This window comes from Paenibacillus sp. SER-28 (assembly GCF_052906305.1).
On the sequence record NZ_JBRECM010000002.1, the window covers coordinates 334,030 to 348,234 of the forward strand.

The following is a 14,205-nucleotide window of genomic DNA, read 5'->3' on the forward strand; positions in this document are numbered from 1 at the left end:
AACAAAAACTTCTCAAGCGCCTATTCCCTGTGTTAAAATAGCATTTGGTTATTTGACAGAGGGGAGCGGAATGAAAGATGAAGAATGACCGGGTGTTAAAGCTGCGGCAGGCGCTGGGCGAGCATAATCTGCGGGCTATGCTAATTACTAGCCCTGTCAATCGTCGATATTTGACAGGCTTCACAGGTTCGGCGGGTTATGTGCTGATTACGGAATCCCATAGCTATTTGCTGACTGACTTTCGCTATATGACGCAAGCGACCGAACAAGCCGAAGGCTTTACGGTGGTGCAGCACGCTGCACAGGTCATGGAAACGGTGAAAGAATTGCTGTCTTCCCATCAGATCAGCGAAACAGGCTTCGAGCAAGATGCGGTAACTGTTGCGACGCATAAAGCTTATAGCGAAGATTTGTCACCTATTTCACTGGTTCCGGTGTCGGGCATTGTGGAGAAGTTAAGAGTGTACAAGGATGCAGAAGAGCTGGAAGTGATGCAGCGGGCAGCGGATTTGGCAGATGCTACATTTGCACACATTTTACCTTACATCAAGCCAGGTGTCAGCGAGCGTGAGCTGGATCTGGAAATGGAATTCTTCATGCGCAAGCAGGGAGCTACATCCTCTTCATTTGACACAATTGTGGCTTCCGGGGTTCGTTCGGCATTGCCTCATGGCGTAGCCAGTGCTAAGTTAGTACAAGCAGGCGAGCTGATTACGTTTGATTTTGGTGCGTTGCTGGATGGCTACTGCTCCGATTTGACACGTACAGTGGCTACACAAGGGGATTTGGCGCCCCAGTTGCGCGAAATCTACGATATTGTACTTAAGGCGCAGCTTCACGCACTCGAACATATTAAGCCGGGCATGACAGGCCGTGAAGCGGATGCACTGACCCGGGATATTATTGCGAGCCATGGCTATGGAGACAATTTCGGGCACAGTACAGGTCATGGTCTGGGTCTTGAAGTACATGAATCTACACGTCTGTCGAAGGCGAGTGATGATATTCTGGAGCCGGGTATGGTGGTAACGGTCGAGCCAGGTATCTATGTCCCTGGATTGGGTGGTGTACGGATCGAGGATGATATCGTTATTACAGATAGCGGCATCAAAGTATTAACACATTCGAGCAAAGAATTTACAGTCGTTTAATAACGATAACAGTCCTGTAGGAGGGGTATTTTAGTGATTAACGTTAATGATTTTAAAACAGGTTTGACCGTCGAGGTAGACGGAGATATTTTTACGGTGCTGGATTTCCAACACGTAAAACCGGGTAAAGGTGCAGCATTCGTACGCTCCAAGTTGAAAAACTTGCGTAACGGTAACACCGTTGAACGTACATTCCGTGCGGGTGAAACGATCGGTCGGGCACAAATCGAAAATCGTGGTGTATCTTATCTGTACGCTAGTGCAGACGACCATACATTCATGGATAATGAAACATATGATCAATTCACATTGTCCAGCGATCAACTGAAATGGGAGCTTAACTTCCTGAAAGAAAACATGAATGTAAATATCGTCAGCTATAACGGCGAAATTCTGGGTATTAACCTGCCTACAAGCGTGGAACTGAAAGTAATCGAAACAGAGCCAGGCATTAAAGGTAATACGGCTACAGGTGCTACCAAAAATGCCAAACTGGAAACGGGTTTGAATGTTCAAGTTCCTTTGTTCATTAACCAAGATGACGTATTGTTGATTGATACACGTGACGGCAAATACATGTCTCGCGCATAAAATTTGCAACTTTTAGATTTCCTCTGTCCTTTTTAAGGGCAGGGGATATTTTTATAAGCACTAATATTAAAAAACATTGGCTCCACACAGCACTTTCGTATTATACTGAACTAAAGTTATGCCGCAGGATGTCACGTTCAGTCGTTTGGTGCCATCTCAAGGTTACATACTGTTGAGTCTGAGGGAGTGAATATCGTTGTCTTTGTATGTCATGAAATTCGGAGGCAGTTCCGTCGGTGACACGGAGCGCATGAAGCGCGTGGCAAAACGCGTTGTTGAGAAACAGAGTGAAGGGCATCAATGTGTAGTGGTTGTTTCCGCAATGGGAGACACGACAGACGAACTGATTGACCAGGCCAAATTGTTGAATGAGCAGTTGCCTGCACGTGAGTTGGATATGTTGATGACGACAGGTGAGCAAATTTCAATCGCCTTATTGTCGATGGCTATTCAGCAGTTGGGTCATGAAGCGGTATCGTTTACGGGATGGCAGGCTGGTTTCCGTACTGAATCTGACTTTGGTCGAGCACGGATTACGGACATTCAACCTCAGCGTGTGCTGGATGCACTGAGCAGCAACAAGATCGTTGTTGTAGCTGGTTTCCAAGGGATGTCTGCAGAGGGAGACATTACGACGCTGGGACGTGGTGGCTCTGATACGACGGCCGTTGCGCTGGCGGCGGCGATTCAAGCGGATGCCTGCGAAATTTACACGGATGTGGACGGTATATATTCAACAGATCCACGGATCGTGAAAGTGGCTCGTAAGCTAAAAGAAATTTCTTATGATGAAATGCTGGAATTAGCCAATCTGGGTGCAGCTGTATTGCATCCTCGTGCGGTAGAATATGCCAAACATAACCGGGTACCGCTGATTGTGCGGTCCAGTTTTAACCATAATGAAGGAACGGTCGTGAAGGAGGATGCAGTAATGGAACAAGGCGTTGTAGTCAGTGGGATTGCATATGATAAAAATGTAGCAAGAATCAGTATTTTGGGCGTCGCCGATATCCCCGGTGTACTGGCGAGAGTATTCGGAACACTGGCGGCAGCTAAAATTGATGTAGACATTATTGTACAGAGCGGGGTCGAAGCTGGTAAAGCAGATTTCTCCTTTACAGTAGCTCTGACGGATCGTGAAGCAGCACTGAAGACGCTGGAAGGTATTCGTGGAGAGCTTCCGTACCGTGAAGTAACGTCTGAGGAAAACCTGGTGAAGGTATCCATTGTAGGTGCAGGAATGGTTAGCCATCCAGGTGTTGCTGCGCAAATGTTTGCCGTACTGGCAGAGCAAGGCGTTAGCATTAAAATGGTAAGCACATCTGAAATCAAAGTATCGTGTGTAATTGAAGCGGGTAAGCTTCATGAGGTTATTCAGGCGTTGCATACAGCTTATAACCTGGACACCGAGGAGCAAGCGTTTGTGGGTGGACCGCAAGACCGTCGTTAATAACTGCAACGTGATCTAGACATGAATATGTCTAATGTGAACGATGCTATGACAGGTAAAGGTTGATACATTATAAGTCCTCTATTTATAGTTTGATAAATCATAGAATACAGCAGTAGGTTAAGAGGTTGTTCCATCAGTGAGAGTTAGACTGAGGGGCAGCCTCTTTTTTGCTGAATCTATCTTTTCTACCCAAGGGTATCCCTTAGCCGACAAGGCTTTGAGAGGCCCTTTTTTATTTGTGCGAATTAGAGAATGGTGCTTTAACAAGCGGGGGAAAGGTCTGTTGAGCGTTGATAGGAGTTAGCAAAAGTTTGCCTAGGCTTTCAATATATTTTCGGCATAAAAAGCGAGAGTCAACCATAGACTTGTCTTAAAGAAAAAGGACAACTGTGAGGGGGCGGCATCGGTATGGAATGGCTGGAGTTATTTCCTGAACCGTTGCACGGTATACTCGGAAGGCTTTCGGAAACGGTATTTAAGCAACTGGAAGAAATCCGGGTTAGGGAAGGAAGGCCGTTGGAAATTAATGCAAATGGTGATCATCATTTTGTAACGTTTGCGGGTCGGCTGACTTTGAACCATGTAGAAGCCTATAAGCCTGACCGTGAGGATGCCCACCGACTGCTGGATTTTATCAGCAATCATTCCCTGTATACCATGGAAGAGGAGCTTCGTAAAGGGTTTATTACGATCCCTGGCGGTCATCGTATTGGCTTGGCAGGGAGAACCGTGCTCAACCGAGGACGAGTGGAACATTTGAGGGATATAAGCAGCTTTAATGTAAGAATTGCTCGTGCAATTCCTGGCATAGCTGATCGGATATTGCCTTATGTAGCAGATCGAATGTCCGGGAAAATCCGGCACACCCTCATTTTGTCCCCTCCTCAGCATGGCAAAACGACACTGCTTAGGGACTTAGCTCGGCAACTCAGTTACGGAGGGATGGAAAGCAATGGGGGGCGACGGAATGGACTCAAGGTAGGCATTATAGACGAACGCTCTGAGATCGCTGGCAGTCACAAAGGTATCCCCGGTTTTGATGTCGGGCCTCGCACCGATGTATTGGACGGATGTCCGAAAGCAGAAGGCATGATGATGATGATCCGCTCGATGTCACCGGATGTCCTCATTGTTGATGAAATCGGACGACCGGAAGATGCGGAGGCGGTGCGCGAAGCGCTTCATGCAGGCATTGCAGTCATTGCTTCCGCACATGGTCGCGATGTGGCTGAAATGGCGACCCGGCCTGCTTTTGCTGGATTAACTACAGGGCAAGAGCTGTTTCAACTCTACGTCATGCTGGAGCGGACGAGCCGGGGCGTCTCATTCCGGCTGGCAGATGCCAAGCAACGCAGGATTACACTGCCTGGAGAAGGGCAGAATGGGGGCATCTCCTATGCTTAAGTTGCTGGGTGCCGCCTTGGTTATACTGGCCGCTACGCTTGCAGGCTGGCAGCGGGCAAGGCAGTTTGCGATGAGGCCGCGGCAAATCAGGGAGTTGATTCTTGCGCTGCAAAGACTGACCACCGAGGTTTCCTACGGGGTGTCTCCGCTACCAGATGCTTTCGCCAAGACAGGAGAGCCCTTGCGAGAGCCGCTGCGCACTCTCTTTCAGCAAGCCTCACGCTGGATGCACCCCTCTTTTGGCCTGACTGCCAGAGAAAGCTTGCATAAAGCCATTGAAGACTCGTGGAGCCGTTCCTCTATGAAGCAAGCCGAGAAGGAAGCGATGCGGCAGCTTGCTTACAGTCTTGGAACCAGCGACCGTGAAGACCAGATCAAGCACATTGCGCTGACCATCCAGCAGTTATCCCATGAGGAAGCGCAGGCGCAGGCAGATCAGGTGAGGTACGAGCGTATGAGCAGGAGCCTGGGACTGCTGATCGGAGCATTGATCGTCATTTTGATCTATTAGCGGGGTGCTCGAATGAATTTAGAAGTGAATGCGATTTTCCAGATTGCCGGAATTGGCATTATTATCGCTATGATTCATACCGTATTAAAGCAAATGGGCAAAGAAGACATGGCCCACTGGGTAACGGTCATCGGTTTCGTCGTGGTCCTGTTCATGGTGGTGCGAATGCTGGATAACCTTCTGCAAGAGATCAAATCTATCTTTCTTTTTCAGTAGGTGGACACATGGAAATCATTCAGGTGGTGGGCTTCGCCCTCATTGCCACAGTCCTCATTTTAGTCATTAAGGAACAGAAGCCGATGTTTGCCTTTTTGATTGCAACAGCTGCGGGAATCGTCATTTTTTTGCTGCTGATTGGCAAGATCGGATCTGTGGTTTCTGTACTGGAGCGACTGGCTCGGTCTTCGGGCATGGATATGATCTATTTTAAAACCGTATTGAAAATAATCGGTATCGCTTATATTGCTGAATTTGGAGCGCAAATCGTTCGGGATGCAGGACAAGACGGGATTGCTTCCAAAATTGAGCTTACCGGAAAGGTACTCATTATGGTGCTCGCAATCCCGATTATCAGCATTATTATTGATACCATTCTGAAGCTGATGCCCGCCTGAGGGGGTGATGCCATGAAAAGGCTAGGGGGCATGCCGAATCTCAAAGTAATTGCGATGTTGTTGCTATGTCTTTGGTGTGCCTCAGCTGCGGTCCTCTTTGCAGATACACCGACTAACGAATGGATCAGACAGCAGGCGGAGCAAATGCCCAAAGATGAAGTAGAACATTATTGGGACGGGCTCATGCAGGAATACGGCGGATTTTTCCCTGATCAGAAAACGCCTTCCTTCATGGACATGCTGCTTCCAGGCGGTGAAGGATTCAGCATAAAGGGTGTATTGAGCGCTATAGCTGATTTTTTCATCCATGAAATCCGAGTAAATGCCAAGTTGCTCGTCACCATCGTCATGCTCAGCATTATGAGTATGGTGCTGGAAACGCTGCAAAGCGCTTTTGAAAGCAAACAGGTCAGCAAAGTGGCCTACGCTATCGTATACATGGTCATTATCATTCTGGCGATTAATAGCTTTAGTGTAGCGATTGGTTATGCCAAAGAAGCGATTGATAGCATGATTCACTTCATGATGGCAATGTTGCCCTTGTTGTTTACCATGTTAGCCTCGATGGGGAACGTCGTAACAGTTTCGGTGACCCACCCGCTGATTGTATTTATGATCAACACAGTCGGAACAGTCATTCATACGCTGGTTTTCCCGCTGCTGTTCTTCTCGGCTGTGCTGTACTTGGTCAACTCGCTGACGGGCAAATACAAGCTGACCCAGCTAGCCGATCTGATGCGGAACGCTGGAGTAGCAGTGCTGGGAGTGCTGCTGACCATATTTCTGGGAGTCATTTCGGTACAAGGCTTGACTTCGTCAGTTACTGACGGATTAACGATCCGCACAGCCAAATATATTACAGGTAGCTTTGTTCCGGTGGTCGGCAAGGCGTTGGCAGATGCGACAGATACAGTCATTTCGGCTTCGCTGCTCGTTAAAAATGCCATTGGTCTGGTAGGAGTCATTATTATTTTGTTCCTGTGCGCCTTTCCCGCTCTCAAGATTCTGACACTGGCTCTCATTTATAAAGTGACAGCAGCGATCATGCAGCCTTTGGGTGATACGCCTATCGTGGAATGTCTGGATGCAATCGGCAAGAGCATGATTTATGTTTTCGCGGCGCTGGCGGCAGTGGGATTAATGTCTTTCCTTGCGATTACAGTCATGCTCGCAGCAGGCAATATGACGGTCATGATGAGGTGAACCAATGCATGTAAACCAACAAGGGGGGAGGGGAGTGAAGTGACCTGGCTGGGAGGCTGGCTTAAGGAACTGGTGCTAATCGTGTTGCTGGCTTCTTTTGTCGATATGATCTTACCGAGCCGATCTATGGAAAGGTATGTCAAACTCGTTCTCAGCTTGCTTATTTTGCTGACGTTGCTGTCTCCGGTCGTGCGCTTACTGAGTAGCAGCCCCTCCGAGGTTCTAGGGCGAGCATTGGATCTTCAACGTCAGGCTGAGACAGGCAAGAGGGAACCGACATTGGAGGAGATTTTAGCAAAAGGCAGCCAGTTGAAGCAACAGCAAGAACAAAGCTCCATGCAATGGGCCGGCAAAGAGGTAGCTAAGGAAATGAAAGGACAGTTGGAACAATATACTGGGTTAGCAATTCAGTCGGTCCAGGTTACCCTTGCAAAGATTCAACAGAAGGAATCGGAGCTGGAGGCAGGAACGGGTGTCCAGTCGGTAGTGGTCAAATTGGCAGAGCAGCAGCCAGAAAAAGAAAAGAACAACACAGACGTCTCGCCTGGTGCAGATGCCAAGCCGATAATGGTGGAGCCTGTAGCCGAAAAGACAGTGAATATTCGTGTGGAACCGACACATACAAAAAATTCAGAACTTAATGAAGGAACGCGAGAAGAAGATCGTAATCCTGATAAAACTGCTGAGGACGGAAAGCCAACGGATACGAAAGCTTTTGGCTTAATTACAGGACTTCTACGTGAAAAATGGGGGATAGACAGCAAAAATGTTCAGGTGGTTTCTTCGCAGGATGGAACACATGAATGGTAACAGGAGGTGAGCAGAAATGAGCAAATGGCTGAAAAAGCTGGAGCAATGGCTGGGTGGAGGGGCGGATGGGGCGAAAAGATTCAACTCATTTCGTTGGCTGCTTATACTTGGCCTTATCGGTGTAGCGATCATGCTTTTTAATTCATTCGTTAATGTGAAAAAGGTTGATCCAGAAAACGTAGGCCGTGAGCCGCCTGGCGTGATGAAAAATGAGCCTACGTTAGAGACAACAACAGGTGAAGAAAGTTCCTTTGCCGGGATCGAGAAGGTTTTTGAGGACAATATGAAACAGATGCTGGAGCAGATTGTTGGCGTAGGAACCGTCGATGTCATGGTTACGGTAGATTCCACCGAAGAAGTTATCGTTCAACGCAATGTAAAGGACATGCAGGAAGAGAACAACGAGACGGACGCCAATGGCGGACAACGACACACTACTCAATATACACGTGATGGCGAGATTGTCACCTATGAGTCATCAGGTGGCCAGCACACCCCGATTGTGACAAAAAAAGTAAAACCGCAGGTGAGGGGAGTGCTTGTTGTGGCTATGGGGGCAGAAAACCCTACAGTGAAGCAGCTAATTGTCGATGCTGTACAGAAGGGACTAAATGTACCTTCCTACAAAATTTCAGTCGTACCGCGCAAACAGGGGTAATTTGGAATTTAAGAACAAAGAAGTTTATATTTTAAACCATTAATGAATATGGAGGACGGAACATGAATAATAAAAGACAAACCGTTTGGCTGGTGTCCATGCTGAGTTTAATGGTCGTGCTGTCTGCGTATTATTTGTTTACGGAGGACTCAAGCCCTGCAAATCCACCAGTAGCCGATAGCGAGCAAGTGAGCAAGGTTAAGCAGGATGCTGCACAGGAAGCAACGACGAAGGCAGAGGAACAATTGAACGAACTGAAGGTAAATGAAGTAGTGACGAATGGAGAAGTAACTGATGGAGCATCAGCAACTTCCACAAAATCGGATACGGCTTCCACAACTGACCCAGCAACAGAAAACTCAAAAGGCGATAAAGATACGGCAGCTACCCCTACTACTGAACCAGCGACATCCGATCAAAACACAACTGCGACTAAAACGGACGCGACAGCACAAAGTGACGACAAAGCAGCCTCTACAGCCAAAACCGACCAGCAGGTACTGGATCAAGTGGCAACCGATCAAGCTGCCCAACCTACAGCAGCAGCTGTGATTGACAACTATTTGCTGGAACGGGACGTGGAAAATCAGAAGAAAAATGATGAACTGACTACCGCAATGAACGACAGCACACCAAAGAAAGCCGCGGAGGCTCAAAAGGAATTACATGTACTTGAAGATAAGCAGGCTAAAATTACTGGAATTGAAGAAGAGCTTCAGCAGCAGTTCGCCAATGCGGTCGTCCGTGAGGAAGATGCTGATAAATACAAAGTAGTGGTTCTGAGTGAAAAATTGGATGCTAAGCAAGCGGTAACAATTGTTGATAAAGTCATGAAGGAACTGGACGTAACGCAGGATAAGATCAGTGTCCAGTATGTTACACAATAAGACAAAAAACGCGAAAAAGCCCGGATTTCTGCATTATTCCGGGCTCTTTCTATTTTTAATGATTGTGATATAATACATAAAGCTGTTTCAACAATGTAATCAGCAACCGGCAAAATGCTGAAGGAGTGATTAATAGAGATGTTTAAATTAAGCGAGATTAAGGAATTGATCAAGCTGGTGGATGAAACGTCTGTGCATGAGCTTGAAATTGAAAATGAAGGAACTCGCCTGTTGATCCGAAAACCTGGCAAAAGCGAGATCGTTACGGTACAGGCTCCTGTGGCAACACCTACTTATGCAGTGGCACCACAAGCTGTTATTCCAAATCCACAAGTACAGTCCGATGTTGGACCTGCAACTGCTGGGGAACCGAGGGAATATGCAAGCAATCTACATAAAATCGTATCTCCGATGGTAGGCACTTTCTATAGTTCTTCATCCCCGGATACGGCTCCGTATGTAAGTATTGGCAGCAAAGTGGGCGAAAAAACAACGGTATGTATCATTGAAGCGATGAAGCTGATGAATGAGCTGGAAGCTGAAGTGAAGGGCGAAATTGTGGAAATTTTGGCCGAAAACGGACAGTTGGTCGAGTATGGCCAGCCATTGTTCCTTGTGAAACCGGAGTAAAAAGCTTGTTTGAACCCTCTTTTGAGGGTTCGGCAAGACTGCTCCCAGGGAGGTAAAGTCATGACATTTCAAAAAGTATTGATTGCAAATCGTGGAGAAATTGCGGTTCGTATCATTCGCGCTTGCCGCGAGATGAATATTTCGACAGTTGCCGTATATTCGGAAGCTGACAAGGATTCGTTACATGTGCGTCTCGCAGATGAGGCTTACTGTATCGGACCGACGCTATCTAAGGACAGCTACCTTAATTTTACGAACCTGATGAGCGTTGCTACATTGACTGAATGTGATGCCATTCATCCAGGTTACGGATTTTTGGCGGAAAACGCAGACTTCGCTGAAATTTGCGAATCGTGTAATATTACGTTTATTGGTCCTTCTCCTGAAGCCATTAACAAAATGGGAGATAAGGCCGTAGCCAAGCAGACCATGAAGGATGCCGGAGTTCCGGTTATTCCGGGTTCAGACGGGCTGGTTGAGGATTTGCAGGATGCGATCAGCATCGCACGTGATATCGGATATCCGGTAATTATCAAGGCCACAGCAGGTGGCGGAGGTAAAGGTATTCGTATCGCCGAAGATGAGGATAACCTTATTCAGCAAATCACTACCGCTCAGCAGGAGGCGCAAAAAGCATTTGGCAACGCGGGTGTGTACCTAGAAAAATATTTGACCGGTATGAAACATGTGGAAATACAGATCATAGCGGACAAGCATGGTAATGTTGCCCATTTGGGCGAACGGGACTGCTCTGTGCAGCGTCGTCGTCAGAAGTTGTTGGAGGAAGCACCATGTCCTGTAATATCGCAGGATGTTCGTGAAGAAATGGGTCAGGCAGCTGTTCGTGCAGCTTTGGCCGTTCAATACTCTGGTGCAGGTACTCTCGAATTTTTGCTTGGCCCGGACAATAATTTCTATTTCATGGAAATGAATACACGTATTCAGGTAGAACATCCCGTAACAGAAATGATTACCGGTGTAGACCTGATTAAGGAAATGATTTCTGTCGCTGAAGGACATCCGCTTTCCTTTACGCAGGAAGAAGTCACCATCAATGGTTGGGCGATAGAATGCCGTATTAACGCTGAGGACCCGGATCGCAATTTTATGCCTGCACCGGGTAAAATCGGATTTTATCTGCCTCCAGGCGGTCCTGGAGTACGGGTAGACAGCGCAGCATATCCAGGTTATAGCATTCCTCCTTATTATGACTCTATGATCGCCAAGCTGATTGTGTGGGCACCTACACGGCAAGATGCAATTGCCAAAATGAAGCGGGCTTTGTCTGAGTTTGCTATTGAGGGCATACCCACAACGATTTCTTTTCATCAGCGCTTGCTAGAGCATCCGACCTTTATTAGAGGCGATTTTGATATTAAATTTTTGGAGGAAAACGAAGTTTAATCGGTATATTTCCTCAGTTTGTCATAATGAACGCCAAATGATATAGTATGGATAATAAGTGAGCATGTCTGCTTTGAAATCCAAAGCTGGAATGAAACTTATTTTGACCGAAAGGTGTTGAAGGTATGAGCACAGTGCCAACCGAATTCGAACGTACAGAAATTGGGGAGATTCAAATTGCCCCAGAAGTTATTGAAGTCATTGCCGGACTGGCTACCGTTGAGGTACCAGGCGTAGCGGGAATGAGTGGCGGATTTGCTGGTGGGTTTGCCGAACTGCTAGGCCGCAAAAATTTATCTAAAGGTGTAAAAGTGGAAGTCGGACAGCGTGAAGCTGCTGTAGACGTTTCCGTCATTATTGAGTACGGTAACCGTCTGCCTGAGGTGGCTGCTGCTATTCAGCATAATGTTAAGCGTTCGATTGAGAACATGACAGGTCTTAACGTTGTTGAAGTGAACGTGCAAATTCATGATGTTCAATTCAAAAATGCCGAAAAAGTAGAAGAGCCGGAAGTGCTGGGCGCCGGACGGGTTAAATAGAGCGATACTTTGTACAAACCCCCGACCCTTATGGGTCGAGGGTTTACTCTAATTTAAGGAGGCTGTGCGTTTCGTGGCTAAAGTTATGGACAGACTTCTGCTGTTCTTGTACAGCTTAAGTATCGGAATTATTTCCATTCTCGCCATCCTCCTCCTGAGCGGGGCCATTCCGTATGTTTTAAGTATTGAGGATGAGCGAGTGGTGTGGTTTACCAGCCTGATTATTGCAGGGGTTCTGTTGTTATTGAGTCTTCGTTTTTTTTATATCTCTATTCGACGGAACCAAACCGTACAGCATTCTATTGATCAACGAACGGAATATGGTGACATTCAGATTTCAGTGGACACCATTGAAAATCTGTGCCTCAAAGCAGCTTCCCGATTTCGCGGGATGCAGGATTTGAAAGCACGCGTTCGCGTGTTGGAATCGGGACTTGATATTACGATTCGGGCGGTTGTAGACGGGGAAAGCTCCATTCCGGTGTTAACCTCCGAGGTACAAAAGGGGGTACACGATCATGTGGAAGAAATTACAGGAATTCCTGTGTCCAATGTGTCGGTGTACATCGCTAATGTTTCTCAGTCACCCAGCTTTAAGAGTCGTGTGGAATAGAGGTGATTTTCCCTGATGCCCTGGAAAGAAATATGGGGAAGTTACAAGGGCCGGATCATGGGGATCACGGCTGGTATTTTTTTCGGTTTTATTTATTTGTGGGCAGGCTTTTGGAATATGTTGTTCTTTGCATTGATGGTGTTCATCGGATATACGCTAGGAAGACGTAGCGATTCAGCGCTTGGTTCATTTCTCCCTTGGAAGGAATGGGGCGATTGGTTGTCGCAGCGTTGGCGTCCTTTTAAATGAACCCTGTGATACGTGTTCTCCAAAATAGAGCTGTAGCTTCTTTGCGCCCAACGTTTTGGAGGATGCGTTCACAGGTTTTTTTGTGGAAATTGGTTAGAATGAAAAATAGATATAGGCAAGCGTAGGAGGCAGGGCATGAAAAGACGTCTGGCGAGGGAATTAGCGGTACAGAGTATGTACCATATGGAAATGAATGAAGTGGATGCGGCAGCAGCCGTGGACATGTTGCTTCAGGAAGCCGCTGAGGAAAACGAAGCGGAAGTTGTCGTTAAAGACGCGGCAGTGTTAAGAGCGTATGTTTTAGAGCATGTGCGGGGTACGTGGGAGCACAAGGAAGCCATTGATGGGCTGTTGGTGGATTATCTAAAAGGCTGGCAGATCAGCAGACTTTCACGTGTAGATCGTCAAATTTTGAGACTTGCGGCATATGAGATGATTTTCCGTGAGGATGTTCCAGCCAAGGTAGCTGTTAATGAAGCGATTGAGTTGTCGAAGCACTTTGGTACCGAGGAATCCGGTAAATTTGTTAATGGTGTACTTGGACGAGTAATTCAAGAACTGGAGCAATTGAAAGCACGTTTTTAAGTAGAGACTACTGAATCAGGTTGGAGAGTGGTTAAACATGTCAGCACCGATCATTGATGGTAAACAAATCTCTCAGGATATTCGCGCAAGCATTCAGCAAGAGGTCATTCGTCTGAAAGAGCACCGCTTTCAACCGGGACTGGCTGTTGTATTGGTAGGCGAAGATCCCGCTTCGCAGGTGTATGTTAAAAACAAGGAAAAGGCGTGCCATGATCTCGGCTATTACTCAGAGGTTCACCGGCTGGCAGCAGATACTTCGCAGGAAGCACTGCTGGAACTAGTGGACAAGCTGAACCATCAAAGTACTATCCATGGGATTTTGGTTCAACTGCCGTTGCCAAAGCATATTCATGAAAAAGCTGTCATTGACGCGATTGCAGTGGAGAAGGATGTGGATGGATTCCATCCGGTGAACGTAGGGAATTTGGTCATCGGTGACGATAGTCTATTGCCTTGTACTCCTGCTGGAGTTATTGAGTTAATCAAGCGTGCTGGAGTGGAGATAGCTGGTAAACATGCGGTAGTTATTGGTCGCAGTAATATCGTAGGCAAGCCGGTGTCTTTATTGTTGCAGCGTGAAAATGCTACGGTTACGATGTGCCACTCTCGTACAGCGAATATCGCGGAACTAAGTCGACAAGCGGATATCTTAGTCGTTGCGATCGGCAAAGCCAACTTTATTGATGCTTCGTTCGTGAAGCCCGGAGCGGTAGTGATAGATGTGGGGATGAACCGTCTGGAGAACGGAAAGCTGGTAGGGGACGTTGATTTTGAGAGCGTGAAGCAAGTGTCTGGTCCGATTACGCCTGTTCCCGGCGGAGTAGGCCCGATGACGATTACGATGTTGATGCAAAATACGCTTGTAGCGGCCAAGCGGTCGCACGGTTTGGCATAAGGGCAGCT

18 protein-coding genes are annotated in these 14,205 nt (G+C 47.2%); all 18 read left to right on the top strand.

Annotation, left to right across the window (positions count from 1 at the left end; genetic code table 11):
* Positions 1-77 precede the first annotated feature (77 nt).
* The 18 genes from ACUYLD_RS06860 (at position 78) to folD (ending at position 14,197) form a co-directional block, all read left to right on the top strand.
* Positions 78-1,151 carry a M24 family metallopeptidase gene (locus ACUYLD_RS06860; RefSeq protein WP_061829060.1) on the top strand — a complete coding sequence of 358 codons (1,074 nt, stop codon included), beginning with the start codon at positions 78-80 and terminating at the stop codon, positions 1,149-1,151.
* Between the two features lie 33 nt (positions 1,152-1,184).
* Entirely contained in the window at positions 1,185-1,742 is a 558-nt protein-coding gene (efp, locus tag ACUYLD_RS06865; RefSeq protein WP_029517249.1) for an elongation factor P, read from the top strand.
* Between the two features lie 196 nt (positions 1,743-1,938).
* On the top strand, positions 1,939-3,192 hold the full coding sequence (locus tag ACUYLD_RS06870) for an aspartate kinase (RefSeq protein ID WP_134903284.1): 1,254 nt from the start codon (positions 1,939-1,941) through the stop codon (positions 3,190-3,192).
* 411 nt (positions 3,193-3,603) lie between these two features.
* Positions 3,604-4,599, top strand: a complete 996-nt coding sequence (spoIIIAA, locus tag ACUYLD_RS06875; RefSeq protein WP_446674672.1) for a stage III sporulation protein AA — start codon at positions 3,604-3,606, stop codon at positions 4,597-4,599.
* Positions 4,592-5,110: a stage III sporulation protein SpoIIIAB gene (gene spoIIIAB, locus ACUYLD_RS06880; RefSeq protein WP_029517252.1), complete on the top strand. Its 519-nt coding sequence runs from the start codon at positions 4,592-4,594 to the stop codon at positions 5,108-5,110. Before spoIIIAA ends, spoIIIAB begins: the two co-directional genes overlap by 8 nt.
* Positions 5,111-5,122: 12 nt before the next feature.
* Positions 5,123-5,326, top strand: coding sequence for a stage III sporulation protein AC (gene spoIIIAC, locus ACUYLD_RS06885; protein WP_010345636.1), 204 nt, complete (start codon positions 5,123-5,125; stop codon positions 5,324-5,326).
* A gap of 8 nt (positions 5,327-5,334) precedes the next feature.
* The gene (spoIIIAD, locus tag ACUYLD_RS06890) at positions 5,335-5,724 is read left to right on the top strand and encodes a stage III sporulation protein AD (protein ID WP_039270937.1); all 390 of its coding nucleotides are present in this window, start codon (positions 5,335-5,337) and stop codon (positions 5,722-5,724) included.
* A 12-nt stretch (positions 5,725-5,736) separates the two neighbouring features.
* A complete protein-coding gene (gene spoIIIAE, locus ACUYLD_RS06895; protein ID WP_039270939.1) occupies positions 5,737-6,927 on the top strand; it encodes a stage III sporulation protein AE in 1,191 nt (396 codons plus the stop codon).
* A 39-nt stretch (positions 6,928-6,966) separates the two neighbouring features.
* Positions 6,967-7,737 carry a stage III sporulation protein AF gene (spoIIIAF, locus tag ACUYLD_RS06900; protein WP_235309547.1) on the top strand — a complete coding sequence of 257 codons (771 nt, stop codon included), beginning with the start codon at positions 6,967-6,969 and terminating at the stop codon, positions 7,735-7,737.
* Positions 7,738-7,753: 16 nt separating this feature from the next.
* The gene (gene spoIIIAG, locus ACUYLD_RS06905; RefSeq protein ID WP_029517255.1) at positions 7,754-8,395 is read left to right on the top strand and encodes a stage III sporulation protein AG; all 642 of its coding nucleotides are present in this window, start codon (positions 7,754-7,756) and stop codon (positions 8,393-8,395) included.
* Positions 8,396-8,457: 62 nt separating this feature from the next.
* Positions 8,458-9,282, top strand: a complete 825-nt coding sequence (locus ACUYLD_RS06910) for a SpoIIIAH-like family protein (RefSeq protein ID WP_446674673.1) — start codon at positions 8,458-8,460, stop codon at positions 9,280-9,282.
* A gap of 138 nt (positions 9,283-9,420) precedes the next feature.
* Entirely contained in the window at positions 9,421-9,912 is a 492-nt protein-coding gene (gene accB, locus ACUYLD_RS06915) for an acetyl-CoA carboxylase biotin carboxyl carrier protein (RefSeq protein ID WP_039270944.1), read from the top strand.
* Positions 9,913-9,972: 60 nt separating this feature from the next.
* A complete protein-coding gene (gene accC / locus ACUYLD_RS06920) occupies positions 9,973-11,316 on the top strand; it encodes an acetyl-CoA carboxylase biotin carboxylase subunit (RefSeq protein WP_039270945.1) in 1,344 nt (447 codons plus the stop codon).
* Positions 11,317-11,441: 125 nt separating this feature from the next.
* On the top strand, positions 11,442-11,855 hold the full coding sequence (locus ACUYLD_RS06925; protein WP_013310820.1) for an Asp23/Gls24 family envelope stress response protein: 414 nt from the start codon (positions 11,442-11,444) through the stop codon (positions 11,853-11,855).
* Positions 11,856-11,928: 73 nt separating this feature from the next.
* The gene (gene amaP / locus ACUYLD_RS06930; RefSeq protein ID WP_013310819.1) at positions 11,929-12,468 is read left to right on the top strand and encodes an alkaline shock response membrane anchor protein AmaP; all 540 of its coding nucleotides are present in this window, start codon (positions 11,929-11,931) and stop codon (positions 12,466-12,468) included.
* Between the two features lie 15 nt (positions 12,469-12,483).
* A complete protein-coding gene (locus ACUYLD_RS06935; RefSeq protein ID WP_023989248.1) occupies positions 12,484-12,717 on the top strand; it encodes a DUF2273 domain-containing protein in 234 nt (77 codons plus the stop codon).
* Positions 12,718-12,852: 135 nt separating this feature from the next.
* Complete coding sequence (gene nusB / locus ACUYLD_RS06940; protein WP_039270947.1) at positions 12,853-13,302, top strand: transcription antitermination factor NusB; 450 nt, start codon at positions 12,853-12,855, stop codon at positions 13,300-13,302.
* A gap of 37 nt (positions 13,303-13,339) precedes the next feature.
* Positions 13,340-14,197, top strand: coding sequence for a bifunctional methylenetetrahydrofolate dehydrogenase/methenyltetrahydrofolate cyclohydrolase FolD (gene folD, locus ACUYLD_RS06945; protein ID WP_446674674.1), 858 nt, complete (start codon positions 13,340-13,342; stop codon positions 14,195-14,197).
* Positions 14,198-14,205 lie beyond the last annotated feature (8 nt).

Bases quoted from the DNA above. Each gene is read 5' to 3' on its own strand.
- ACUYLD_RS06860 (WP_061829060.1), top strand. From the start codon at position 78: ATGAAGAATGACCGGGTGTTAAAGCTGCGGCAGGCGCTGGGCGAGCAT.
- spoIIIAA (WP_446674672.1), top strand. From the start codon at position 3,604: ATGGAATGGCTGGAGTTATTTCCTGAACCGTTGCACGGTATACTCGGA.
- spoIIIAB (WP_029517252.1), top strand. From the start codon at position 4,592: ATGCTTAAGTTGCTGGGTGCCGCCTTGGTTATACTGGCCGCTACGCTT.
- spoIIIAC (WP_010345636.1), top strand. From the start codon at position 5,123: ATGAATTTAGAAGTGAATGCGATTTTCCAGATTGCCGGAATTGGCATT.
- spoIIIAD (WP_039270937.1), top strand. From the start codon at position 5,335: ATGGAAATCATTCAGGTGGTGGGCTTCGCCCTCATTGCCACAGTCCTC.
- spoIIIAE (WP_039270939.1), top strand. From the start codon at position 5,737: ATGAAAAGGCTAGGGGGCATGCCGAATCTCAAAGTAATTGCGATGTTG.
- spoIIIAG (WP_029517255.1), top strand. From the start codon at position 7,754: ATGAGCAAATGGCTGAAAAAGCTGGAGCAATGGCTGGGTGGAGGGGCG.
- ACUYLD_RS06910 (WP_446674673.1), top strand. From the start codon at position 8,458: ATGAATAATAAAAGACAAACCGTTTGGCTGGTGTCCATGCTGAGTTTA.
- accB (WP_039270944.1), top strand. From the start codon at position 9,421: ATGTTTAAATTAAGCGAGATTAAGGAATTGATCAAGCTGGTGGATGAA.
- accC (WP_039270945.1), top strand. From the start codon at position 9,973: ATGACATTTCAAAAAGTATTGATTGCAAATCGTGGAGAAATTGCGGTT.
- ACUYLD_RS06925 (WP_013310820.1), top strand. From the start codon at position 11,442: ATGAGCACAGTGCCAACCGAATTCGAACGTACAGAAATTGGGGAGATT.
- ACUYLD_RS06935 (WP_023989248.1), top strand. From the start codon at position 12,484: ATGCCCTGGAAAGAAATATGGGGAAGTTACAAGGGCCGGATCATGGGG.
- nusB (WP_039270947.1), top strand. From the start codon at position 12,853: ATGAAAAGACGTCTGGCGAGGGAATTAGCGGTACAGAGTATGTACCAT.
- folD (WP_446674674.1), top strand. From the start codon at position 13,340: ATGTCAGCACCGATCATTGATGGTAAACAAATCTCTCAGGATATTCGC.